The organism is Kordia sp. SMS9 (assembly GCF_003352465.1).
GTDB lineage: Bacteria > Bacteroidota > Bacteroidia > Flavobacteriales > Flavobacteriaceae > Kordia.
The window spans coordinates 4,716,822-4,741,020 of record NZ_CP031153.1; the positions used below are offsets into that span (position 1 = coordinate 4,716,822).

20 protein-coding genes are annotated in these 24,199 nt (G+C 35.8%); 6 read left to right on the forward strand and 14 right to left on the reverse strand.

Features of this window, described 5'->3' with window-relative positions:
* Positions 1–323 precede the first annotated feature (323 nt).
* The 5 genes from KORDIASMS9_RS20000 to KORDIASMS9_RS20020 form a co-directional block, all read right to left on the reverse strand.
* Positions 324–1,181 carry a pirin family protein gene (locus tag KORDIASMS9_RS20000; RefSeq protein ID WP_114904553.1) on the reverse strand — a complete coding sequence of 286 codons (858 nt, stop codon included), beginning with the start codon at positions 1,179–1,181 and terminating at the stop codon, positions 324–326.
* Positions 1,182–1,237: 56 nt separating this feature from the next.
* Positions 1,238–1,678, reverse strand: coding sequence for a MarR family winged helix-turn-helix transcriptional regulator (locus tag KORDIASMS9_RS20005; protein WP_114904554.1), 441 nt, complete (start codon positions 1,676–1,678; stop codon positions 1,238–1,240).
* A gap of 156 nt (positions 1,679–1,834) precedes the next feature.
* A complete protein-coding gene (locus KORDIASMS9_RS20010) occupies positions 1,835–2,263 on the reverse strand; it encodes a (4Fe-4S)-binding protein (protein ID WP_205318013.1) in 429 nt (142 codons plus the stop codon).
* A gap of 67 nt (positions 2,264–2,330) precedes the next feature.
* Positions 2,331–2,861 carry an NADPH-dependent FMN reductase gene (locus KORDIASMS9_RS20015; RefSeq protein WP_114904556.1) on the reverse strand — a complete coding sequence of 177 codons (531 nt, stop codon included), beginning with the start codon at positions 2,859–2,861 and terminating at the stop codon, positions 2,331–2,333.
* A gap of 58 nt (positions 2,862–2,919) precedes the next feature.
* Positions 2,920–3,279, reverse strand: a complete 360-nt coding sequence (locus KORDIASMS9_RS20020) for a DoxX family protein (RefSeq protein WP_114904557.1) — start codon at positions 3,277–3,279, stop codon at positions 2,920–2,922.
* Positions 3,280–3,445: 166 nt separating this feature from the next.
* Between KORDIASMS9_RS20020 and KORDIASMS9_RS20025 the strand changes: the two genes are divergently transcribed.
* On the forward strand, positions 3,446–5,074 hold the full coding sequence (locus KORDIASMS9_RS20025; protein WP_114904558.1) for an acyl-CoA carboxylase subunit beta: 1,629 nt from the start codon (positions 3,446–3,448) through the stop codon (positions 5,072–5,074).
* Positions 5,075–6,477: 1,403 nt separating this feature from the next.
* On the opposite strand, the gene KORDIASMS9_RS20030 is transcribed toward KORDIASMS9_RS20025, so the two are convergent.
* A complete protein-coding gene (locus tag KORDIASMS9_RS20030) occupies positions 6,478–8,361 on the reverse strand; it encodes a VWA domain-containing protein (RefSeq protein WP_114904559.1) in 1,884 nt (627 codons plus the stop codon).
* Positions 8,362–8,871: 510 nt separating this feature from the next.
* Positions 8,872–9,960: an AMP-binding protein gene (locus KORDIASMS9_RS20035; protein ID WP_114904560.1), complete on the reverse strand. Its 1,089-nt coding sequence runs from the start codon at positions 9,958–9,960 to the stop codon at positions 8,872–8,874.
* A gap of 171 nt (positions 9,961–10,131) precedes the next feature.
* Here KORDIASMS9_RS20035 and KORDIASMS9_RS20040 point away from each other — a divergent pair, with 171 nt between their 5' ends.
* The 4 genes from KORDIASMS9_RS20040 (at position 10,132) to KORDIASMS9_RS20055 (ending at position 17,044) form a co-directional block, all read left to right on the forward strand.
* Positions 10,132–12,027, forward strand: a complete 1,896-nt coding sequence (locus KORDIASMS9_RS20040) for a DUF3857 and transglutaminase domain-containing protein (protein ID WP_114904561.1) — start codon at positions 10,132–10,134, stop codon at positions 12,025–12,027.
* A gap of 10 nt (positions 12,028–12,037) precedes the next feature.
* Complete coding sequence (locus tag KORDIASMS9_RS20045; protein WP_114904562.1) at positions 12,038–13,966, forward strand: DUF3857 domain-containing protein; 1,929 nt, start codon at positions 12,038–12,040, stop codon at positions 13,964–13,966.
* A 236-nt stretch (positions 13,967–14,202) separates the two neighbouring features.
* Entirely contained in the window at positions 14,203–14,424 is a 222-nt protein-coding gene (locus tag KORDIASMS9_RS20050; RefSeq protein WP_114904563.1) for a hypothetical protein, read from the forward strand.
* A gap of 130 nt (positions 14,425–14,554) precedes the next feature.
* The gene (locus KORDIASMS9_RS20055) at positions 14,555–17,044 is read left to right on the forward strand and encodes an MG2 domain-containing protein (protein ID WP_114904564.1); all 2,490 of its coding nucleotides are present in this window, start codon (positions 14,555–14,557) and stop codon (positions 17,042–17,044) included.
* A 2-nt stretch (positions 17,045–17,046) separates the two neighbouring features.
* On the opposite strand, the gene KORDIASMS9_RS20060 is transcribed toward KORDIASMS9_RS20055, so the two are convergent.
* The 5 genes from KORDIASMS9_RS20060 to menA form a co-directional block, all read right to left on the reverse strand.
* Positions 17,047–17,451: a DUF2500 family protein gene (locus KORDIASMS9_RS20060; protein ID WP_114904565.1), complete on the reverse strand. Its 405-nt coding sequence runs from the start codon at positions 17,449–17,451 to the stop codon at positions 17,047–17,049.
* A gap of 67 nt (positions 17,452–17,518) precedes the next feature.
* Positions 17,519–18,463 (reverse strand): CPBP family intramembrane glutamic endopeptidase, encoded by a 945-nt coding sequence (locus KORDIASMS9_RS20065; protein ID WP_114904566.1) that lies wholly within the window; start codon positions 18,461–18,463, stop codon positions 17,519–17,521.
* 12 nt (positions 18,464–18,475) lie between these two features.
* A complete protein-coding gene (locus KORDIASMS9_RS20070; protein ID WP_114905307.1) occupies positions 18,476–19,516 on the reverse strand; it encodes an o-succinylbenzoate synthase in 1,041 nt (346 codons plus the stop codon).
* Between the two features lie 114 nt (positions 19,517–19,630).
* Positions 19,631–20,308 (reverse strand): metal-dependent hydrolase, encoded by a 678-nt coding sequence (locus KORDIASMS9_RS20075; RefSeq protein WP_114904567.1) that lies wholly within the window; start codon positions 20,306–20,308, stop codon positions 19,631–19,633.
* Positions 20,309–20,322: 14 nt separating this feature from the next.
* The gene (gene menA, locus KORDIASMS9_RS20080) at positions 20,323–21,252 is read right to left on the reverse strand and encodes a 1,4-dihydroxy-2-naphthoate octaprenyltransferase (protein ID WP_114904568.1); all 930 of its coding nucleotides are present in this window, start codon (positions 21,250–21,252) and stop codon (positions 20,323–20,325) included.
* Positions 21,253–21,485: 233 nt separating this feature from the next.
* On the opposite strand from menA, the gene KORDIASMS9_RS20085 reads away from it, so the two are divergent.
* Entirely contained in the window at positions 21,486–22,310 is an 825-nt protein-coding gene (locus KORDIASMS9_RS20085; protein WP_114904569.1) for a DUF695 domain-containing protein, read from the forward strand.
* Between the two features lie 184 nt (positions 22,311–22,494).
* Here KORDIASMS9_RS20085 and KORDIASMS9_RS20090 read toward each other — a convergent pair whose 3' ends face one another.
* A complete protein-coding gene (locus KORDIASMS9_RS20090) occupies positions 22,495–23,097 on the reverse strand; it encodes an outer membrane protein (protein WP_114904570.1) in 603 nt (200 codons plus the stop codon).
* A 243-nt stretch (positions 23,098–23,340) separates the two neighbouring features.
* Positions 23,341–24,180, reverse strand: a complete 840-nt coding sequence (locus KORDIASMS9_RS20095) for a 1,4-dihydroxy-2-naphthoyl-CoA synthase (RefSeq protein WP_114904571.1) — start codon at positions 24,178–24,180, stop codon at positions 23,341–23,343.
* Positions 24,181–24,199: the final 19 nt, after the last annotated feature.

Here is a 24,199-nt window from a genome sequence, read left to right on the forward strand (position 1 = left end):
GCGTATTATGTGTTAAGTTGTTTATTTTTAGATAGTTTTAATGCTAACACTTATATTTTTTCATGTGTTCGTTTGTCGTTTAGAACATCTTATATTCTTTGCATCTCGACTGCGCTCGATATGACACGTAAGCGATTGAGAGATTTGTTGGAGCTCCTCGGAGAGAGCGACTCTCGAAAGCGCGACCTTCGATTTTTTTTCGAAGGTTACGCCCAAATGATTTTCGATCTTCAAGTGCCTCATACGCTGTTTGAGACTTCTCAATACTCAATTCTAAAAGCTCAATTCTAATAGATTCCAGCCTTCTCAGGAATGAAAAACCGTTAATATAGATGTCCCATTTTTCCTTGTTGGTAATCGCGTAAGGCTTCCATGATTTCTGTTTGCGTGTTCATTACGTACGGTCCCCACGAGCTTACTTCTTCCTCGATCGGTTCACCAGAAAGAATTAACAATCTGCTGTTTTGATTGGCTTCCAATGCAATCGCTTCTCCATCTTTGTGAAATGTGACAAATTGTATTTTGTCCGACTTCAAGGTTTGTGCATCGTTGACGCGTGTTTCACCATCTAAGAGATATACCAATACTTCATGATGTGTAGGAATTGGAAGTGTTGTTTTTCCATCACTTTCTAAATTTACAAGGAACGCATTGATTTCTGTAAATGTGCTCGTCGGACCTTTTTGTCCATTGAGTATTCCCGCTACAACTTTGATGCTTCCTTTTCCGTTTTCTACAGGAATAATTGGCATGTTGTCCGCTTTGACGTCTTGATATTTCGGCGTGGTCATTTTGAACTCTTTTGGAAGATTTACCCACAATTGGATACCTTCCATCGTTCCAACAAAGTCTTTTGTGGGACCTTCATCGTGAATGATTCCGCTTCCAGCTGTCATCCATTGTACGTCGCCCGCTTGCAAATTTCCTTCGTTTCCGAGTGAATCTCTGTGCAGTTGTTCTCCTTGAAAAAGGAACGTTACTGGTTCAAATCCGCGATGTGGATGTGGCGATAAGGACAATCCTGGACTGTACGGTCCTACATCGTATTTGTAATGATGCAATAGTAAGAACGGATCTACTTGATCGATTTCTTGTGTTGGTAAGGGTTGGCGAATTAAGTTTCCGCCCATATTTACATAGTCACTTTTACCTTTGTAGGCTATGCTTCTGAGTGTTTTCATGATAGTTACTTTCTTTTAATTTATTTTCCATGGAAAATATTTAATTAAATTTTTTTTTAGCGAATTTTATCCAATAAGTCGCTTAGTTGCGAAGCTTCTTCTTGTGTAAGCTTTCCTAACCAATCAATTTTTGGCATGTGTTCCGCAATGGTTTCTAGGAGTTGAATTCCATTGTCTTTGATGGCAATGTGTACAACTCTTCGATCTGTTGGACAAGGAATGCGTTCTATTAAGTCTTTTGCGCATAGCTTGTCCATCAATCTTGTGGCATTTGGCGCTCTTTCAATCATGCGATCTTTGATTTGTTGTACTTTGATCGCTTCTCCTGCTCCTTTTAGGATACGGAGAATGTTGAATTGCTGCGGAGAGATTCCGAAAGGTTTGAAAAATTCGTTCTCTTTGCTACTGATCCAATTTGCCGTGTATTTTATATTGATCAAGGCTTTTACTTTTTCAGATGGAAATGTTGATTGTATGTCTTCCGAAATATCGCCCATGATTTGTTTTTTGTGAATTTGGTAGTTTGTGAATTTGGTAGTTTGTGAATTTGCCTCTTGCCTCTTGCCTCTTGCCTCTTGCCTCTTGCCTCTTGCCTCTTAAAATATATATTTCTTTTTGTTAACTCTTAACTTTTAACTCATAAATTAGTACCGCTATCCCTCAAAACCTGCATCTGTATGCGCTCCATCACAAAATGGCTTGTTTTGTGAAGCTCCGCATCTGCAAAAAGCGGTGGTTTTGTTTCGCTTTTCTTTGGTTCCGTCGGAATTTGTGATGTTTAATGTACCGTACACTAGTAATGGTCCATTTTCTAAGGCTTCCACTTTGGTTTCTAATTGCAACGCTTCTTGGTCGCCTTCTTTGTTACTTTTGTATGATAAAGCGCCCGAAGGACATGCTGCAATTTGTTTTTTGATACGTTCTGTAGAAGCACCATCCATATTAATCCAAAGTCTGTTTTGTGGATTGAATACTTGTAGCAATCCTTTCCAACAGTTTTTGGAATGTGTGCAAGTTTTGGGTTTCCAAACCACTGTAATGTCTTCATTGCTATATTCTTTGATAATTTCTTTTTCTTCCATGATTCATTAGTTTACAGTGGTTTATACGTTTTTATATGCTTAAAATTACAAAAACAAATCTGTCTTTTTAAATTGCTTCTTGAAGTTTGGCAACTGCCGCTTTTAATCCTTTTAGGGAAGCTTCATCGGTTACTGCACCATTTTTAAAATTATTATTGAAGTTTGGCAATGAAAAATTTGCGACAATATTTCCTCCCATGTATGGGAAACTTCCTTTCGCAATGTTTAAAACTGTTTGTCCACCACGACCACCTGGCGAAGTTGCCATTAAAAGCATAGGAACATTTCCCCACAATTTTCCATCGATTCGAGACATCCAATCAAATATATTTTTAAATACAGCTGCATATACGCCATTGTGTTCTGCTAAGGATAGTACCATTCCGTCTGCTGCTTGAATAGTCTTTAAAAATGTACGTGCATTTTCTGGAATTCCGATTTCCTGCTCTTTGTCAATTCCGTACATCGGTAATTCATAGTCATTTAAGTCTAATACTTTGACTTCTGCACCATCTACTAAATTTGCTGCATAAGTTGCTAATTGTTTGTTGATCGATGTTTTGCTGTTGCTTCCTGCAAAGGCTACAATTGTTTTCATAGTTATTTTTTGTGTATTTGTTGATTTGTGTATTTGTGTATTTGTGTATTTGTATGTGTTAAATACTTTCTGTTTTCTTTCCGAAGTAATAAGAACTTAGTATTAATACAACTGCAATAATTGCTCCCATTTGTTCTCCATCACCTATCATATAATGTGCAAAAAAAGCGAGTACTGCATTAAAAAAGAATCCTGCATACGCCCATTCTTTGATCGTTTTGTATTTCGTTTGCCAAATGGTTACTAATCCTAAAATTTTTGCAACCCCTAGCGGATAAATGATATAACTTGGATATCCAAATGTTTTAAATCCTGCTACCATATCAGGATATTTAAAAAAGTACATACTTGCTGAAAATAACATTAAAGCTGTGAATAAACCTGTTAGTATGTAATAAATTATTTTTTGAGTTTTCATGTTGGTTATTTTTAATTACCTTACAAATGTAAGTAAAATATTTTTATTTTCCAAGGAAACTATTCCCATGTAATTCATTTAACTGTATTTTAAGAAAACTTTCAAACTTTGCGCCTTTCAATAGCGATATTAGTTTTGTATTTTAGCAATTGAAAATAAAATAACCATGGACATTAACTTCAATAAGAACGAAGATCACAACAAACTTTTAGCATCAGAATTACGTCAACGCTTAGCCAAAGTAGCCTTAGGTGGCGGACAGAAACGTATTGATAAACATCACAGTAAAGGAAAAATGACAGCGCGCGAGCGTATTGATTTTTTGCTAGATGCTAAGAAACCTTCGATTGAAATTGGAGCTTTTGTAGGAGACGAAATGTATCAAGAACACGGTGGCTGTCCTTCTGGTGGTGTCGTTGTGAAGATTGGATATGTGAAAGGAAAGCAATGTATTGTAGTTGCTAATGACGCAACTGTAAAAGCAGGCGCTTGGTTTCCGATTACGGCAAAGAAAAATTTACGCGCGCAAGAAATTTCTATCGAAAATAGATTGCCCATTATTTATTTGGTAGACAGCGCTGGTGTGTATTTGCCAATGCAGGATGAAATTTTCCCAGATAAAGAACATTTTGGGCGAATTTTTAGAAATAACGCTGTAATGAGCAGTATGGGAATTACCCAAATTGCTGCCGTAATGGGAAGTTGTGTGGCAGGTGGCGCGTATTTACCAATTATGAGTGATGAAGCGCTGATTGTTGATAAAACAGGAAGTATTTTCCTGGCGGGAAGTTATTTAGTAAAAGCTGCCATTGGTGAAAGTATTGATAATGAAACTTTAGGTGGCGCTACTACACATTGTGAAATATCGGGTGTGACCGATTATAAATCGAAAGATGATAAAGACGCGTTGACGACGATTCAGAATATTGTGAGTAAGATTGGTGATTATACGCCAACAGGTTACAATCGTGTGAAAGCGGCAAAACCGAAAGAAAATCCAGAAGATATATTTGGAATTCTTCCGAAAGCGCGTCATGAGCAGTATGATATGAAAGAAATCATCAAACGAATTGTAGATAATTCAGAGTTTGATGAATACAAAGAAAAGTACGGACAAAGTATTATTACCGCATACGCCAGAATTGATGGTTGGGCAGTTGGAATTGTCGCAAATCAACGGAAGTTGGTGAAAACTAAGAAAGGTGAAATGCAGTTTGGCGGTGTTATTTATTCAGATTCTGCGGATAAAGCCACACGATTTATTGCCAATTGTAACCAAAAGAAGATTCCGCTGGTATTTTTACAAGATGTCACAGGATTTATGGTCGGAAGCAAATCCGAACACGGCGGCATTATTAAAGATGGTGCTAAAATGGTAAATGCCGTTAGTAATAGCGTTGTTCCTAAGTTTACCATTGTGATTGGAAATTCCTATGGCGCTGGAAATTATGCCATGTGTGGAAAAGCGTATGATCCACGATTGATCGCTGCTTGGCCAAGTGCAGAACTCGCCGTAATGAGTGGAAATTCTGCTGCAAAAGTATTGTTGCAAATTGAAACCGCTTCGTTGAAGAAAAAAGGCGAAGAAATCACCAAAGAGAAAGAAGAGGAATTATTCAATAAAATAAAATCACGTTACGATCGACAAATTTCTCCGTATTATGCCGCAGCGCGTTTGTGGACCGATGCAATTATCAATCCACTAGATACTAGAACTTGGATTTCTATGGGAATTGAAGCAGCAAATCAGGCGCCGATTGAGAAAGCTTTTAATTTGGGCGTGATTCAGGTGTAGTTAGAAACGGCTTTGCCTTTAGATCGCTACCGCTCTTCGTATTTTAGTAGTGCTTTGCTGTTAGATTGGGTTTTTGTTTTTTTGGTATTGGGTTTTGTCAATTCGCCTATTTGTTTTTGGTGAAGAAAAATACTTTTTAAATTCAAAATTTACATTGGAAACTTCTCAATACTCAATACTAACATCTGAATACTGATAGAATTTCATAAGCTAAACTCTTCAACTTATAAACTTCTTTTTTGTGAATTCGTTTTTCGTCGATTCGTCTATTTGTTTTTGGTGAAGAAAAATACTTTTTATATTCAAAATTTACATTGGAAACTTCTCAATACTCAATACTAACATCTGAATACTCATAGAATTTCATAGGCTAAACTTATAAACTTATAAACTTTTAAACTTCTTTTTGTGAATTCGTTTTTCGTGAATTCGTCTATTTGTTTTTGGTGAAGAAAAATACTTTTTATATTCAAAATTTACATTGGGAACTTCTCAATTCTCAATACTAACATCTGAATACTCATAGAATTTCATAGGCTAAACTCTTCAACTTTTAAACTTCTTTTTGTGAATTCGTTTTTCGTCGATTCGTCGATTCGCTTATTTGTTTCGAAAAGTTTCTTGATACCGAAAAATAGTGTTTGATTTCGCGTAAGCGATTGAGAGCTTTGTTGGAGCTCCTCGAAGAGAGCGACGCTCGAAAGCGCGACCGGAGAGCTATCGGAGGATACGCCCAAAAAATTGTGATTATTGTGATTATTGTGATTATTGTGATTATTGTGATTATTGTGATTTTATACTGAACATTTTAATGCGTTGATATTCATATATTTTTAAAAAAACTTCAAAATTGTCTTTAAACTTCCCAATTTAACATTCAAAATTTAGCATTCAACATTTAAAAAAATTACTTCAACCGTTTTTTGAATCAAAAACAGAGTTCGTGTCATCAGTGTTTCCTTTGAAACCTCCCAATTTAACATTCAAAATTTAACATTCAACATTTAAAAAACTACTTCAGACGTTTTTTGAATCAAAAACAGAGTTCGTATCATCAGTATTTCCTTTGAAACATCTCATAACTATCAAAAAATAAGAAAAGGCCTAGTAACTTACTTACCAGACCTTTTCCCCCTAAAAAACCTAAAATAACCTAATCTTTATTTCGTATAGAAAGCAAAGATTCGCTTCCGGAAAAGTCACAAATTCTATGCCATTCTTTATAATTTTTATGATTTTATTAACAAAAAAAGAAAAACCTAATAAATAAGAATTTTACTAGGCTTTTCTAAAACAACTAAACAACCAACCTTTGTTAATTCTATTTTAAATGTACGTCGTTACTGTCGGTTTTGAAACCTCTATTGAGTCAACGTAGCGTTTTGATGAGTAAAATCATACAACTACTTAGTCTTAGTAGCGTTCGATTTTACCAAACGGATAAATTCTGCTCTGTACCCGTTTTTGTCGTCTCCTCTACCTGATTCCGCCAACGTTACCACATCTTCCAACTTTGAATTGTTGTGATATTCTGAGTTTCGCAATTGCATTCCAAACAAGGCAACTGCTGCTGTAAAGTTGAAATCATCTGACGTATTTTTTGCAACTTCATTTTCAACCACAGCTTTGAGTTGAATGCTTCTCTTTTTGTTTGGTTTTTTGTAGCGAATTTTCACTGTCAACAATTCGTCTGAATATGATTTTACAGTTTTATTTTTGTCTGTATATTTTAAATCATCTACATCTTTTAAATAATCGGTTTTTACACCTACGGGAATGATTTCGTATAAAGCTGTTACCGTATGTCCTGCGCCTAATTCGCCAGCATCTTTTTTGTCATCTTTAAAATCTTCATCATTCAATAAGCGGTTTTCATAGCCAATTAAGCGATATGCTTGCACTGTATTTGGGTTGAATTCTAATTGTAATTTTACATCTTTTGCGATCGTATATAAAGTTCCGCCAAATTCTTTCCCGAAGATTTTATACGCTTCTTGCATCGTATCTATATACGCGTGATTTCCGTTTCCTTTGTCTGCCAACAACTCCAAACGGTCGTGTTTGTAATTCCCCATTCCAAATCCTAATACGGATAAATACACGCCTGATTCACGTTTTGCTTCAATCAAAGTTTCCATGTCGCCATTACTTGTTCGCCCAACGTTAAAATCGCCATCGGTTGCTAAAATCACACGATTGTTTCCGTCTTTGATAAAGTTTTCAGTCGCCGTTTTATACGCCAATTCGATGCCTGCGCCACCAGCAGTTGAGCCTCCAGATTGCAATTTGTTCAACGCATTGAGTATTTTTTCTTTATTTGCGCCCGAAGTTGGCTCTAAGACCATTCCTGCCGCGCCCGCATATACAACAATCGCAACTTTATCTTCCTCGCGCATCTTATCGACCATTAATTTAAACGCTGATTTTAGTAAGGGTAATTTATTGCGTGATGACATCGAACCCGAAACATCAATTAAAAAAGTAAAGTTGGATGGCGGAATTTTTTCTAATGGAATTTCTTTTCCTTTTAAAGCAATTTTTAGCAGTTTTGTGTCTTTGTTCCAAGGTGTAACGCCCACTTCCGTGTGAATTGCCAATGGATGTCTGTCTTTTGGTTGATCGTACTTGTATTCAAAGTAATTGATCATTTCCTCAATTTTTACCGCATCCGCTGGAATTGCCATTCCGTTATTAATCATGCGTCGCACATTGCTATATGCTGCGCGATCTACATCAATAGAAAACGTAGACAACGGTGTTAATGTTGCACGTTTAAAGGTGTTTTCATTGATTTCTTTGTATGATTCGTTGGAAGTTTGATGTTGTGGACTGTGATAAGATACGTTTCCCCGTTGTCCGTATGCATAACCTTCTACTTGAATTCCTGTTGCCTGTCCTTGTAGTACTCTTTTTACATCTTGGCTCGAAACCGTTGCTATAGCAGAAGCTACTTTTGCTGTATCGGTTCTTCCTCCATACGCTACAATAGTTACAGCTTCTAAGTTTTCACCTTGTTTTAATTTTACATTCAGTACTTTTTGAGTAACTACAACTTCTTTCGGAGTAAATCCTACATAAGAAAACACCAAAATAGATCCGATTTCTGTTTGTATTTTGTACTTTCCATCAAAATCGGCAGTAACTCCTTTTTTGGTCTTTTTTAGTTGAACAGATGCGCCTGGTAATGGTTGTCCTGATTCGTCCGTAATTTTTCCGCCTACTTCTATTTTTTGTGCCCAAACTTGACTAATCATCAAGAATATGCAGAGTGTTAAGAGTTTTTTCATCACGTATTGATTTTAAAGTTCCTAACGAAACTAGGAATCCTTACTACGATAAAAAACCAACATTGAGGGAAGTGGTGTTTTGGGTGAGGGAAAAGAAATTTTAAATGTAAAATGATAAATTTTAAAATAATTATTTAACGAAAACCTTTTAAAAAAACGATTGTCAATATATTTGAGGTTGTTTGGTGTTTTAAAGTGCAAACTTCTACAAGTATATACTTTTCAACTTTTTATATTTTGTTACGAATACACGAATATTTTTTCACTCTTAACTCGTAACTAGTTTTAAAACTTCTCAATACTCTAAATTGATTAAGTTTAATTTTCAAGCGTCAGATCGAGTGAATTTGTGGAACAAATTCGTATCGAGAGCTGCTGAGATTTTCAAAGCTATTCTCGATACAATTTTTCTCCATTTCTTTCCGAAAAACCACTCGAATTGACGATTAGTATTTGATTTGAACTTGGATAAAACGAAGAGACGAATTAACAAATCCACAAAAAACAAAATCAAAGACCAAGCAACGCCACCGTTTTCCCACGCTGCACTTTTCCCGTATCCGTTTCTACAAAGTTTTTTAGCGTATGAATTTCCTTTGGAATTTCAAATTTGGAAAGTTTTTTGGAGTCTTTGAGCGTTTTATGCAATGCTTCTATGTTTATATTTTTCGACTCATCTTCAATAATCAAAATGAGTTTTTCACCTAACTGCGTATCTTCTACAGCAGTGACAAAAAAGCGTGTATTGATGAAGTTACTCAGCTTCTCCTCTATTTGTTCGGGATGCAATTTAATTCCGCCGCTATTGATGATAGTATCAAATCTGCCCAACCAATTGAATTCTGTTTCCGAAATGATGTCTACAACATCATTGGTAACAATTTTTTTGTGTGTAATTCTTGGCGCGTCAATGATCAAACAATTTCTGTCGTCTGTGCTGATGTGAATATTTGGTAAGGTTTGATAATATACACTTTTTCCTTTCGGAAGATGATTTAACGGTTTTACCGCTATGTGCGTGATGGTTTCCGTCATTCCATACGTAGCAAATATCTTGGTAGAAACGTTTTGCAAACGCTCAATTAAAGCAGCAGAAGCTTGTGCGCCACCAACAATCAACGTTTTTATTTTGTGTAATTCTTTTAATGAATGTTCTACTTGTAATGGTACCATCGCACAGAAATCGTAGTTTTTTTGAAGCTTCTCTAAAGGATTGGATGTTGGCGCCACCAAGTCTAATTTCAATCCTAAAATCATGGCGCGAACGAGCATCATTTTCCCAGCAATAAAGTTTGAAGGCAAACATTGCAATGCGGAATCGCCCGGTTTTATTCCGAAAAAATCACCAGTGGCAAGTGCCGAATGCACCATGGCTTGCTTGTCCAAACGAATGGATTTAGGCGTTCCTGTAGAACCTGAGGTAAAAACATCTACGTATGTTTTATCATCAAGCCAATCCATTAGGAAATCACCCATAATTTGTTCATAGGATGCTCCTTCTTTTATAAAACTGTATGCGACTTCTTTCAGTGCTTCTCTATCGAAATAATGACCATCTAATTCAAACTTTAGATGAATATTTTTAAAGGTTGGAATCATTTTTGTTAATTGTTCTATAAAATTAAAGATTCACAGCGAGAAATCAACAATTTCTTGCGTAGTTTTTAGTAATTTAGTGGTTTAAGCTTTTTTTTCTTACAGGTACTATTTTAAGACATTTTTTGTCCCTAAGAAAGTAAGTTTTCCACACCGATTTATAAATTGTAATGTATGACAACATCCTATTTGAAATTCCCTATACTGCTGCTCTTTTTTGCAATGCATCTTTGCTTGGCGCAGAAAAATCCTTCTGAAGATTTCCGTTTCCTAGAACGCACCGAAAATATTAAGATCAATCTCAATAAAGGCGATTTTAAAATTGTAAAGAGTGTTCATGAAAAAGCAGAATATGTAACGGCTAACAAACTGTATTTTGCCAACGAAATGCTTCGCTTTGATAGTTTTACCCAAATTGAAGATATTGAAGCCACAACGTATTTGCCCGATTCTGGAAAAAAATTAGAAGTCGATTATATAGAAACAAAACACGAATTTGATGATGGTATTTTTTACAGCGATCAACAAACGAAAAATTTTACGTTTCCTGGCGTGACCAAAGGTGCGATTACCGATTTAAAATATAAAGAAATTATTACCGAACCGCATTTTTTAGGTTTGTTCCGTTTTGGAACCTACGCACCAACGCAAAAAGCCGTGTTACGCATAGAATTTCCTAAGAACGTGGAAATTGGCTATAGAGAGTTTCACACTGAAACTATTCAAATTGACTTCAAAAAAGAAGAAACAAAAGATCATAATGTGTATACGTGGACGACAGAAAACGTAGCAAAGTTTGCTTCCGAAGATGATGCAGAAGCCGCTTTGTATCACTTGCCACATATTATTTTACACATAAAAAATTATACCGAAAACGACAAAACGATTCCTGTTTTGAATAATGTAGACGATTTGTACAGTTGGTACGCTTCACTCGCAAAACAAGTGGATGAAAGTGATTTGAAAAAGGTGCATAAAATCGCAGAAGATATCGCCAAAAACTACAAAACCGACCGTGAAAAAGCGGAAGCAATTTACAATTGGGTGCAAGAAAATATCACCTATGTTGCCTTTGAAGATGGTTTGGGAGGATTTATTCCACGAGGCGCAGCAAGCGTTTGTAAAAACCGTTATGGCGATTGTAAAGACATGGCAAATTTGCTGTATGTAATGTTGAATCACGTGGGAATTCCGTCGTACAGAACGTGGATTGGTACACGCGATCGCCCGTATTTGTATGACGAAGTACCAACGCCCATGGTAGACAATCACATGATTACGGCAACAATTATTGATAACGATACCATTTTTATCGACGGAACCGATAGTTATGTCAATTTTGGCATGCCGAGTTCCTTTACACAAACCAAAGAAGCCTTGATTGGTATTTCTCCAGAAAAATTTGTACTGAAAAAAGTACCTGTACAACCTTCTGAGAAAAGTAAAACGATCATCAATACGCAAATTACGTTTGAAGATGGCAACATCAAAGCTTCTGAAAAACGCGTGATGACAGGTTATGAAAAGGTAGATTTCGTCACAGATTATCTCTACAAGAAAAAAGACAATACCGAAGAAGAATTCTTAAATACAACGTTGGCGTTAGGAAATAACAAAACAAAGTATCAAAATATTAAAGTTTCGCCATTAGAATCAAAATATAAAACCTTAACCTTGGCTTTTGATTTACAGATTGAAAGTTACGCCAAAACCATTGGATCAAAGAGCATTCTCAACCTCAACATTGACCGCGCTTTATCAAAGCAGAAAATTGATGTTGAGCAACGTAAATACGCAAAAAAGATCGATCATCAGTTTCAAAAAGAATATACCACAACGTTTATGGTTCCTGAAGGTTATAAAGTGACTTCCGTTCCAAAACCGATCAAATATGACGGAAAAGCGTATGGTTTTGACATTCATTATGAACAAAAAGACGGCAAAATCATTCAACATAAAAAAATCTATATTGACACCTTGCGCGTGGAGAAAGAAGATTTTGAAGCGTGGAATAGTTTTGTAAAGAAATTAATAAAAGCCTATAAAAAAAGTATTATCATTGAAAAGTAAATCAACATCTATGAGAGCAGTAATTGTCATCCTTTTGTGTTTGTGCACTACGCAAGCATTTTCTCAATATTATAAAAAATACGATTGGGCAAAGAAACCGAAACTCCACGAATTGTCTGAAAAAGAAGCGAACGAATCTTCGATTGCCATTTTAGAAAAATATGTCGTAGAATTTGTCGTTCCAAAGGTTGGAGACCAAATAAAAAAGTTTGAAACCACACATACTATTGCGCGTGTACACGATGAAAAAGGGTTGAAAACGCACAATACCGTGTATATTTCTATGTACGATGTTATGAATATTGTAGACATTAAAGCGCGTACAATTTCGCCTGACGGAAAAGTAACGATGTTGAATAAAGACAACATCAAAGAAGTAAAAAATGTAGAAGAATATGGCGATTTCAAGATTTTTGCCATTGAAGGTGCGGTAAAAGATTCGGAAATTGAAGTACTGTATACGCTCGAAAAAGAATATTCTGCCTTTGGGCGCGAAACATTGCAAAAAAGCTATCCAATCAAACGCTTGGAATATAATTTTATTTACGGAACAATGGCTGGACGCGTAAAAGCGTATAATGCTTCAAGCGATTTTACCCGAAAAAGTTATCAAGGAAATATCGGCCGCGAATTGATATTGGAGAATATTGTCCCGATGATCGAAGAAGAATACGCCACACCAAATTCGAATAAAACCTACATCGCGTATCAATGTTTTGGTCCTGGTACGAATGTTACGGATGATATGTTGTGGAGCAATGTCGTGACAAATATTACCGAAGGAATGTTTCCTTCGACAGTACATCCAGAAATAGCAAAAATTGCGAAAACCATTTTAAAAGACCAAAAAACAGACGATTTTACGAAAGCATTTTTGATTGACGATTATGTAAAAACGAATTACACAATTGTGCAAAACAACAACGCGCAACTATCGGATATTGATTATATTGTAAAAAACAAATCGGCAAGTGATTTGGGAATTATCAAAGTGTATTCGCACTTATTGGAGGCTGCCAATGTGGAGTATTTGCCTGTAATTACAGCAGATGTGTATGAATTTAAGTTTGATGCTGAATTTTTTAATCCGACGTCTTTGCGCGAATTTTTAATTTACATTCCAAAAACATACAATTACATTACGCCAAATCGAGTGGATTATCGCTTGAGTGAAATTCCACCAAATATTCTCGGAAATACGGGCATCTTTGTAAATGATAAAAAACAATTTAGTTTTTATAAAATTAAACAGAAAGATCCAGACTACAGTCGCGTAGTGCGCAATGTAAATATTTCTTTTGAAGAGGATTTGGAATATGTAAAAATTGACCAACAACAACAATACTACGGACATTGGGCAATGAACAACCGCGCGTATTTGAATTTGGCACCTGAACAAGCAATCAAAGAATTTGAAGATTATTTGACAGGTTCAGGAATTGAAGATAAAGTGGTGAAAAAATATGAAGTCACCGATAAGGAAATGCTACAATTGGAATACAACAAACCATTTTTGGTGAATAGCACGATTACCTCGGAATCGATTTTGGAAGAAGCTGGCGATAGTTATATTTTTCAAGTGGGAAAAGTGATTGGAACGCAAAGCGAATTGTATCAAGAAACGGAGCGTGTGAATCCAATTCAGATGCAATATCCTAATCGTTACAATTATGAAATTGTGGTAAACATTCCGACTGATTATGAAGTTGAAGGTTTGGAATCGCTCATTATTATGAAAGAATTATTGGATGAAGAAGGCAGTCAGAAGTGTAAATTTGAATCGAATTATACACTAAAAGGCAACAAAATTATTATCACAATTGAAGAATTCTACAAAGAATATGAATATGACATTGCTGAATACGAAGGGTTCCGCGAGGTTATCAATGCAGCTTCTGACTTTAACAAAGCGGCGATTTTGATGAATCCGAAAGAGTAACTTTTCAACCACTTACCTCGTTATTCAATTATATAAACAAACAGAAAGAGACTGTCTAAAAAAGCAGTCTCTTTTTCGTAATAATAAGCTTATTCATGACTGGAAATAAAGTCAATTTTTATTTTTCTATTTTATAAATTACGTAGTTGTATTTTATAAATCGAAAACGACTTTTCTTTCAAAATACTTTTTCCTGTAGTACTTTTATTTCATTCATTAATTAAAATCTAACAGTCATGAAAAAACGACAGATTAAAAATTTACAGTTAAACAAAAAATCAATTTCTAACCTAGCTACCAAAGATGTCAATGGAAAAGGTATTCCAACACTGGGTATTATTTGCACAGCATCTTTCAGAGTTTGTACGCGCTGGGAAGGATGCGATCTACCAACAATTGGACACGATGACGGTTCTATCTGTTTGAGTCAAGAAGCAGATTGGTGTGGTGGTAGATAAAATCTATCGTAAAAAACAGGTTAAAAATCCGTCACTATTGGCGGATTTTTTTGTGCTCTTATATTTTTGTTAACAAAACAGGAATTGAAAAAATCGTATCTTTACAGAGACCGATTAAATACCAAAACACATGAATTTAAAAATTGCTTTTACCTTCTTGCTGAGCTGGAGTTGTTTTTTTTCCCATGCACAATTATTAAGTGAAGCTGCTAACGATTCCCTCGTAAAAATTCCCGAATATTTTGCTTCGCAACAACTCAAAGAAAACATCTATATACATACTGACAAAGATATTTATGAACCTGGAGAAAATTTATGGTTTAAAGCCTATTTACTAAATGGAAATACATTAAAGTTATCGACCGAAACACAGCTTATTTTTGTTGAATTGATTCATCTTACTGAAGATGGATCCAACATCGTTACCACTGAAAAATACGAAGCGATCAACGGTTTTGCAAACGGGCATTTATTTCTTGAAAGAGGTTTTGAAACTGGAGCGTATCAAATACGCATTCACACCAAAAAAACAATGGAAAGTACTTCCGAAAAATTACTTGCTGTCAAAGAATTCAAAGTGGTAGAAAGCGTGATTCCGACCATTTTGATGGATGTCGACTTCTCCAAAAAAAATTACAACCGAAATGAAGCCATTTCTGCCGAAATAACCGTTTTTTCCAGAAGTAGAGTTCCTTACAAAAATACAGTTGTCATCGCGTATGCGTTTGCAGGCTCCAAACGAATCTATCGCAATCGACTGCGCACGAACGATGAAGGCGTCGTTATTGTCAATCTTCCTGCTGAAAAAAGTAAAAAAGCAACAACTATTAAACTTCTTGTAAAAGACAAAAGAAAAGACATCATTAACACGTTTGAAATTCCGTTTACAAGTATGAGCGAATTACAGTTTGGATTGTATCCCGAAGGCGGAAGTTTGGTGGAGAATCTTCCAAATACTGTAGCTTTTAAAGCATTAGATCCTTCTGGAAGACCTGTAGCTGTGAAGGGAATTTTGTATGAAAACGGGAAAAAAATACAGCCATTTACTGCAACGCATAATGGAATGGGAAAGTTTGCTTTTGTTCCAAAAAATAATCAAAATTACACCGTGAAAATTACACAACCAACACTCGACAGTATTTTTGAATTGCCCAAAATACTACCTGAAGGAATCAAGTTACAAGTAGATCGACACACGAAAAAGTACGTACATTTTAGCATTACTCGCACAAAAAATATTCTTGATCAACAGTTATATATTCGAGCGCAACACCGTGGATTGGTATATTGGATGGCGACAACTTCTTTGAGTAAAGAGCGTGTTCGCTTTAAACTTCCGTTGGAAAAATTTCCGCAAGGTATTGTTGAAGTGACACTGTTTAACGAGCAGTTTCAACCTGTTGCGGAGCGTTTGGTATATGCGAATTTGGATCAAAAATTACACGTAACTTTAAAAGAAATCTCTAAAAGCTTTTATCAACAAAAAGATAAAGTTACCATGAAATTTGAAGTAAAAGATCAAAATAAAAATCCTGCAATTGCTAATTTTAGCTTGAGCGTACACGATCATTTGTATGCCGATAAAAACAACGATTACGCAATGTTGCCTCATTATTATTTATTTTCAGAATTGAAAGGTCATGTGTACGATGCGGGGTATTATTTTAATCCAAAAAACAACAATCGTGAAGAGCATTTAGATGTATTACTGCTTACGCAAGGTTGGCGGAATTACGTGTGGAATAGTAAGCAATTAAATTATGTAGAGAATAGTTTGGATTTTACGACCAATATCAAGGGAAAAATATATAAAAAACTTAAAAATGGCGCGTTGCAAAACATTCCATTAGCAACTGTAAATGTTTCGTATCCTAGCTATACAGAAAATGTTACTACCAACATGCAAGCAGAATTTTCACTGCCAATTTCTTCATATAAAAATGCACAAGGTTCTAACTTAGTTTTTATTCCTTTTGAAGATAAAAATGCCGTAATTAGATTCACTGATCCTTTTGAAAATATTGAAGAAATTACGGGAAATTATGAGTGTGCATTTCCAAAATATGATTTGGCTTTGCAAACTAAAAAACAATCGTCGTACAATCCCGAATTTAGTTTTACCGAGACCAACTTTTTGGAAGAAGTAAATTTAGGTTCTTTCAGAGATCGCAATAAAGACGAAGGAAATGTAGTAATGTATAACGATATTATACCAGATTATGTTTGTCGATTTAATATTTTAAACTGTACAAATCATCCTAACGGAACGCCTCCTGTTGATGGTAAAACCTATCGTTACAACGACGGAACTATAGTTACTTATGTTGGAAAGAAAGAGGAACCAAAGGATGAAAAAGATAAACTCTTTGTAAAAATTAAAGGTTTTTATCCTGAAAAAGAGTTTTACAGTCCGCAATACGACAAAAACCCTGATGAAGCTTTGTTTCCTGACAACCGAAAAACCTTATTTTGGGCGCCAAATTTGATTTCTGACGAAAATGGAATTATCACCGTAAGCTTCTTTACCTCTGACATGCAAACAACATTTTTAGGAACTATAGAAGGAACCAATGGAAATGGCTTGTTAGGCGGAACTTCTTTTCAATTTGATGTGAATTGAAACTACGCATCAATCTTAAATTGCTCTTTTGAAGCTGTGTCTTCTTCAAATTCTGCGGCAAGCGCATCACGTTGAAAAGTATGGAAACGCTTTCGCTGATATTTTAAGTAGCCAATATCTTCTTCAACAATTTGATCAAATTCAGCTTCAGACATTGAAAATGTATGTCGCTCCGTCGTATCTAAATCTTCAAATGTTGCTTTGAAAACATTTCTAGCATGGTTTTTATTTCTTTGGTGAATTTGCGCGCGTTTCTCAACAACTTTTACAGGAATTTCCAATATCGGCGCACGATTGGTAAGCACCGATTCATTGACTTTATTAAAAATTGAATACACAATAAACACAACTACTGTGATGATGATGATGACAAAAAACATATCAAACTGAGTATTCATAGTATCCATAGTGAAATTAATTTTAGTAGTAAAAAAAGTGATTTGCTTCAATATGACTCTTAAAGTATAAAAAATGTTACATTTTATGCGGAAAACTTACCTCAACATTACTTTCAGAAGCATCTGGTACACGCCCAAATAATTTTTCTTTCCAGTTATTCCATTTGTATTTTTTTGCCAAAATGATCAAAATGATGGGATACGCAATCAAAATTGGAATGAGAATATGATAAAATGAAGTCGTACTTTGTTGTGAAACGTATTTGAATAAAGAATCGGTTCGCAAAGCAGAATATTCTGCCGTAACTAAAGTTGCTGCCAAAAAATTATTTGCAAAGTGAAATCCTAATGCCAATTCCAAACCTTCATCCATGAGCGTAACGATTCCTAAAAACAAACCTGTTCCTATGTAGAAAATCATCGTAATTCCGCCCATTTTTGCCACTTCTGGATTTCCTAAGTGCAATAAGCCAAACATCACTGAGGTAATGATGAGTGGAAACCACCTATTTCTGGCGACAATTCCGATTTGCTGCATCAAATATCCTCTAAAAAGATATTCTTCAAAGCCAATCTGAAAAGGAAATAATAGCAAACATAAGAACACTAAAATAACAAAGTTGACCGGTTGAAAATCCAACACAACCACTCCTGGATACATGTAATATTCAACCGCAAACGATGCTATTCCTATAAAAAACACCAATCCAAACGAAAAGGCAATTCGCTTAAAATCTATCTTTTCTCGCGCTGTTGTGAGCGATATAATGCTGCGTTGGTGCAAGTAAAACACCAATCCGAACAACATTAATAGTAGAAAAACAAAAAATGACAAGTTGGCGACAAACCAAAAGTTTTTACTTTCAATTTGCTCGTACATTTTATTAGTTTCTGCCAGTGTATCTATCTCTCCAAATAAGACAGCAACGATATTTGCCACAAATATTGAAAGCATCAAAACAGTTGTAATGGCTACTTTCCAAGAAGTATTATCGCCTTTGTACGCTTGTTGTATAAACATATAATTTCTTTTTTATTTTAGGTATGGAACGTTCCATGGAAGTTCCGAATTATAGTGCAATGCGCCGTTTTGTATGACGAGTGGCGACTCGAAGTTATTGGTGTACAAACTTCCCGTGCCCAATCCTTGTGGAAGTTTGCTTTGCAACGTATGCGTCCATTGTGCAATGGCGTTCAGCCCAATATTACTTTCCAACGCACTGGTAATCCACCAATCAATATTTTGTTGGTTGGCTAGTGAAATCCATTCGTTGCTTCCCGCATAACCGCCTACCAAACTCGGTTTCAAGATAATAAATTGTGGCTGAATGGTTTCTAGTATTTTTTTCTTTTCAGTGTGATGAAAAACTCCTATCAATTCTTCGTCGAGTGCAATTGGTAACGGCGTGACTTCACAAAGTTGTGCCATTGCTGAGAATTGTCCTTGTTTGATCGGTTGTTCGATAGAATGCAAGTCTAATGCTGATAAGCGTTTTAGTTTTTCCAATGCATTTTCGGGTGAAAACGCACCATTTGCATCTACGCGCAATTCGATATCGTTTACAGAATATTCGTTGCGAATGCTTTTGAGGAGTTCAATTTCGGTTTCAAAGTCAATCGCGCCAATCTTCATTTTAATACATGAAAAACCTGCTTCGAGTTTGTCTTTGATTTGCGATTTCATAAAATCCGCATCGCCCATCCAAATTAAACCGTTGATATTGATGGCTTCTTTTCCTTCTGTAAACGTTGATGGATGTAGTAAATAGGGTGAAATTGAATGCAGTGATCGAAACGCTTGTTCCACACCAAATTGAATGGATGGAAATTCAATCAATTCTTTTAACAATGCTTCTTCTCCTATGTGAATATTTTGGCAAGTCCAACGTAATTTTTCTTCATATTCGGGTACATCGTCAATACTGAGACTTCGTAAAATTCCGCACTCACCTATTCCCTGTTTTTCTCCATCATTTAGCCGAATAAACCAAGTTTCCTTTTGTTTCAACACTCCGCGCGATGTTCCACTAGGACGTTTAAAATCTAATATGTGTTTGTGATAGGCTGCTTTCAATTTTCTAGTAGATTGGTATTTTGGTATTCTTGTATTTTGGTATTTTGGTACACTTCGACTTTGCTCAGCGTACAATCTCTATGTTGTCCGCGCACTGAGCGGAGTCGAAGTGCATTATATATCCATAGATTCTCCAATTCCCAACAAAATCAATTCTTTATCATTATTCGCAAACGTTTTTTGTGCTGCATCATGATCAATTTTTATCGGCGGAAACGAATCGTAGTGATAGCCTAATACTTTATTGCACGCTACAAAGTCGCTCGCAATAACGGCATCATCTACGCCCATGGTAAAGGTATCTCCGATGGGAAGAATCGCCAAATCAAGTTGAGTTTGTAGTGGAATCAATTTCATATCATACGTCAATGCCGTATCGCCCGCAATGTAGATTGATTTCCCATTGACTGTTAATACAAATCCGCCTGGTTGTCCACCGTACGAACCATCAGGGAATGATGATGTATGAATTGCATTCACGTATTTTGCCGAAAACGCTTGTGTAATATAGGTTCCACCGTGATTCATCGCAAATACGTTAAAGTCTTTTCCGCCGTAATGCATGGCAATTTCGTAGTTTGACACAATGGTTGCGCCTGTATTTTTAGCAATGGTTTCAACATCTAAAATATGATCTTGATGTGCATGTGTGACAAATATGTAATCTGCATCTAAATCGTTTACATCAATCATAGATGCTAATGGGTTTCCAGAGATAAAAGGATCGACGATGATGCTAATTTCATCAAATTCAATGTGCAGTGATGCATGTCCTAAGTATGTTATTTTCATGATATGGTTATTTTTTAGTTAAATATTGCAAACAAAATCGAATATAAAAAAGTACTCAATGCCACTTTTTTCAATTCAGGATCAAGTTCTTTGAGAATGATATTTTTTCCGACTACGATCATATTCATTACCAACGGAATAAAAGCAATGAATACAATAAATTGTGTAGGCGAATGATAGTTTCTTAACGTGTACCAAAGTGTCATTGCAAATGCTCCGATAATAAGTATGTAATGATAAATTTTTGCAGTCTGACTCCCAATTTTAACAACCAACGTGTTTTTTCCATGCGACTTGTCTTTGATGCGATCGCGCATGTTGTTTAAGTTTAAAACTGCTGTACTGAGCAACCCAACTGCCGTTGCTGGTAAAAAAATGTCAAAATTCAATGATTTGGTATACAAAAAGTAACTTCCTATGACACTCAACCAGCCAAAAAACAGAAACACAAATACATCACCCAAACCTGAATATCCATACGCACTTTTTCCAACAGTGTATTTTACCGCAGCAATAATAGACGTAATTCCTAAAAAAAGAAATAATACAGAATACCTAAAATTTTCGCTTCCAAATGCCACGTAAATGACCAATAAAGCCAATAAAAGTGTGATGATTGCCGTGATAATCATGGCGTTTTTCATTTGCTTCGGCGAAATGATTCCTGAAGCTACCATTCGCTGTTCGCCTTCTCTATCGTCGTCTGTTCCGCGAATACCATCGCCATAATCGTTGGCAAAATTTGATAAGACTTGAAAACCAACCGTAGTCAGAATGGAAAGTATAAATATGAGATAGCTTTTTTCAAATTTAGGAAATTGTACAAGCGCAGTATCTTTAAGAAAATCCGTAGAAAAATTGGCTAAGGAACAACCCACGATAATTCCAGAAATAGATAAGGGTAAAGTGCGTAATCGTGCAGCAGCAAGCCAAGGTTTGATCATGTATCTAATTTTAATTAAACTACTTCTTGGCAAATCCGAGAAGCATTCATAAAAAATGTTTGTTACAGTATCGAGACAAGCCTTGAAGCTTTTAAAACTCGATTATCCCGTAAAGATACAATTTTATAAGATCATTGAAAAAGCAACACTGCCGTTTTAATCATAATATTGTATTAAATTTTTATGCGCAATTCTGAGTTTTACTTACATTGCAAAAGTTTTATTGTTTGAATATGAATCAAGTACTACGCATTTTTTTATTTCTCTTTTCTGTGGGATGTTTGCATGCGCAAGAAACACAAGTTTGGAACACGTATCAGGCCAAACAAGAACAAGGTGTCAGTTCTACAAATTTACGCATGGATTTGATAGATAGTGCGCCCATCAACGGATTTGACTTTCTTTTTTACATCAAAATTAAATACAGAGTCACTGAAGAAAGTGACTTTCCTATTGGCAACAAGTTGAAGAAATTATACCGCATTAAAGATGCAATTTATGCAAAAATGCAATCGGTTGCAGATGATAGTAAATATGTTGGTTCGTTTATGTACGATGGCAGTCGTTTTGAGTATTATTATGTGAAAGATGCTGCTGATATTGAAAACCATATTGACAAGCTTTTTCGCAATAAATTTCGTGGAGAAAAATACGAAGTGTTTATAAAGTCTGATCCTGCGTGGGATTTGTACCTCAACTTTTTGTATCCGAATGATGAAATCAAAAACTTCATGTCAAATCGCGATACAGTGATTCAACTCAAAAATGCAGGCGACGATGTGTTGGCAGTTCGAAAAATAGATCATTATGCAGGATTTACGTCTGTAAATGAAATGAATCTGTTTGAAGAAGCCATTAAAAAACTAGCCTATAAAATCTCATATAAAAAACCCGTTAAAAACGATAAGTATTCGCATGAAATTAAGTTTTCTCGTGACAATTCCGTTACCCTTGAAAACACCATGAAATTCACTACGGAACTCATCAAACTTGCTGAAGAATTTAATGGGAATTACGACGGTTGGGAAACGTTTGTGGTGAAGAAGAAAGAGAATTAGAACGCGCTTTGCTTCGACAGGCTCAGCACAAGTGCTTTTAGACTCAGCTTTGCCTGTTAGAATTACTGCATAACTCTAGCAAGATTGTAATCTCCCGTAAAATTTGAAATGCTATTTTTACAATTCATAAAAATTCACTTTGAAACTTCTCAATACTCAATACTAAAATCTCAAAACTATTCTATCAAAATCGAAACCCAACGCCCATACTCACAGTATGAATGTTTTCGTTGTAACGATTTCCAGAAGTATCACCATCCAAATCTAACTTGATAAAATCGGCAGAAGCTTCTACAAAAAATGTATCGGTAAGATCGTATGCTGCGCCAAATCCCCAACTGATGCCGCTTTGCGTATCTGTAAAACGATCGCCGTTCGGTTGAATGACAGGATCGGGACTTCCAAAATCAAAACCTGTATTTCCTGCGTTTAAAGAAGTTGTAAATATGCTATACCCTAAGGAAACATACGGTTTTAGTTGTGGCAGACTATTTAAATTGAATTCCCCAATCACTTCAGGTTTCAACACAAAAGCACCGCCATTAATATCATCAATAAAATTATAATTAAAATAATCTACCGAAAAAGCCAACTTCGGAGAAATCAAATCTGTATCTGCAAATTGATATCTGAAATCCAATCCTACCAAACCGTCATAGGCAAACACCATAAAGTTGTCTCCCGTAGATAATGGATAATGCAATCCGATTTCAAATTTTCGATCTGTATTTTGTCCAATTCCCACATAGAAACATAGTAAAAATAGAATCGTGATAAGTTTTTTCATTTTTGTGATTGGTTTATAGGTTACAAACGGAATTCTTATAGAATTATTTGAAAGTCTCCAGTTTTCAGTTTTGAGTCGCAGTTTTTAGTTTTCTAAACTTTATGAGATCCTAAATTAAGCTCAGCAAGACGTAAATGAGAATATTTAGATTTATAGCATATTCATATAACATATAAAATCCTGCGAAGGCAAGAATGACATCTCAATTCTCAATACTCAATACTCAATTCCAAATACAATTTATCACGGAATCCACTTTTTGTCAAAGTTTGGCTTGCGTTTTTCAAGGAAAGCATCACGTCCTTCTTTGGCTTCGTCTGTCATGTACGCCAAACGCGTTGCTTCTCCTGCAAATACTTGCTGTCCTACCAATCCGTCATCGGTCAAATTCATCGCAAATTTCAACATTTTGATAGACATTGGTGATTTTGCCAAGATTTCTTGCGCCCATTCAAAAGCAGTATCTTCCAATTCGTCATGCGGAATTACAGCATTGACCATTCCCATTTCATACGCTTCTTGTGCAGAGTAGTTTCTTCCCAAGAAAAAGATTTCACGCGCTTTTTTCTGTCCCACCATTTTCGCCAAGTACGCAGAGCCGTATCCTGCATCAAAACTGGTTACATCTGCGTCGGTTTGCTTAAAAATAGCGTGTTCTTTACTCGCCAACGTTAAATCGCACACTACATGCAGACTGTGTCCGCCACCAACTGCCCAACCAGGCACTACACAAATGACGGCTTTTGGCATGAAACGAATTAAACGTTGCACTTCCAAAATATTCAATCTATGGTAACCATCTTGTCCAACATATCCTTGGTGTCCACGCGCTTTTTGATCGCCGCCACTGCAAAAAGAATACACGCCATCTTTCGTTGATGGACCTTCTGCAGAAAGTAATACTACACCAATATTGACATCTTCATGCGCATCCTTAAAAGCATCTAACAATTCGCTTGTCGTGTGTGGTCTAAAAGCGTTTCGTACATTTGGCCTGTTAAATGCAATTCGCGCTACGCCATCCGCTTTTTTATATGTGATATCGTCGTACTCTTTTACCGTTTTCCAGTCTGGTTTACTCATATTTTTAGTATTTTGCGTA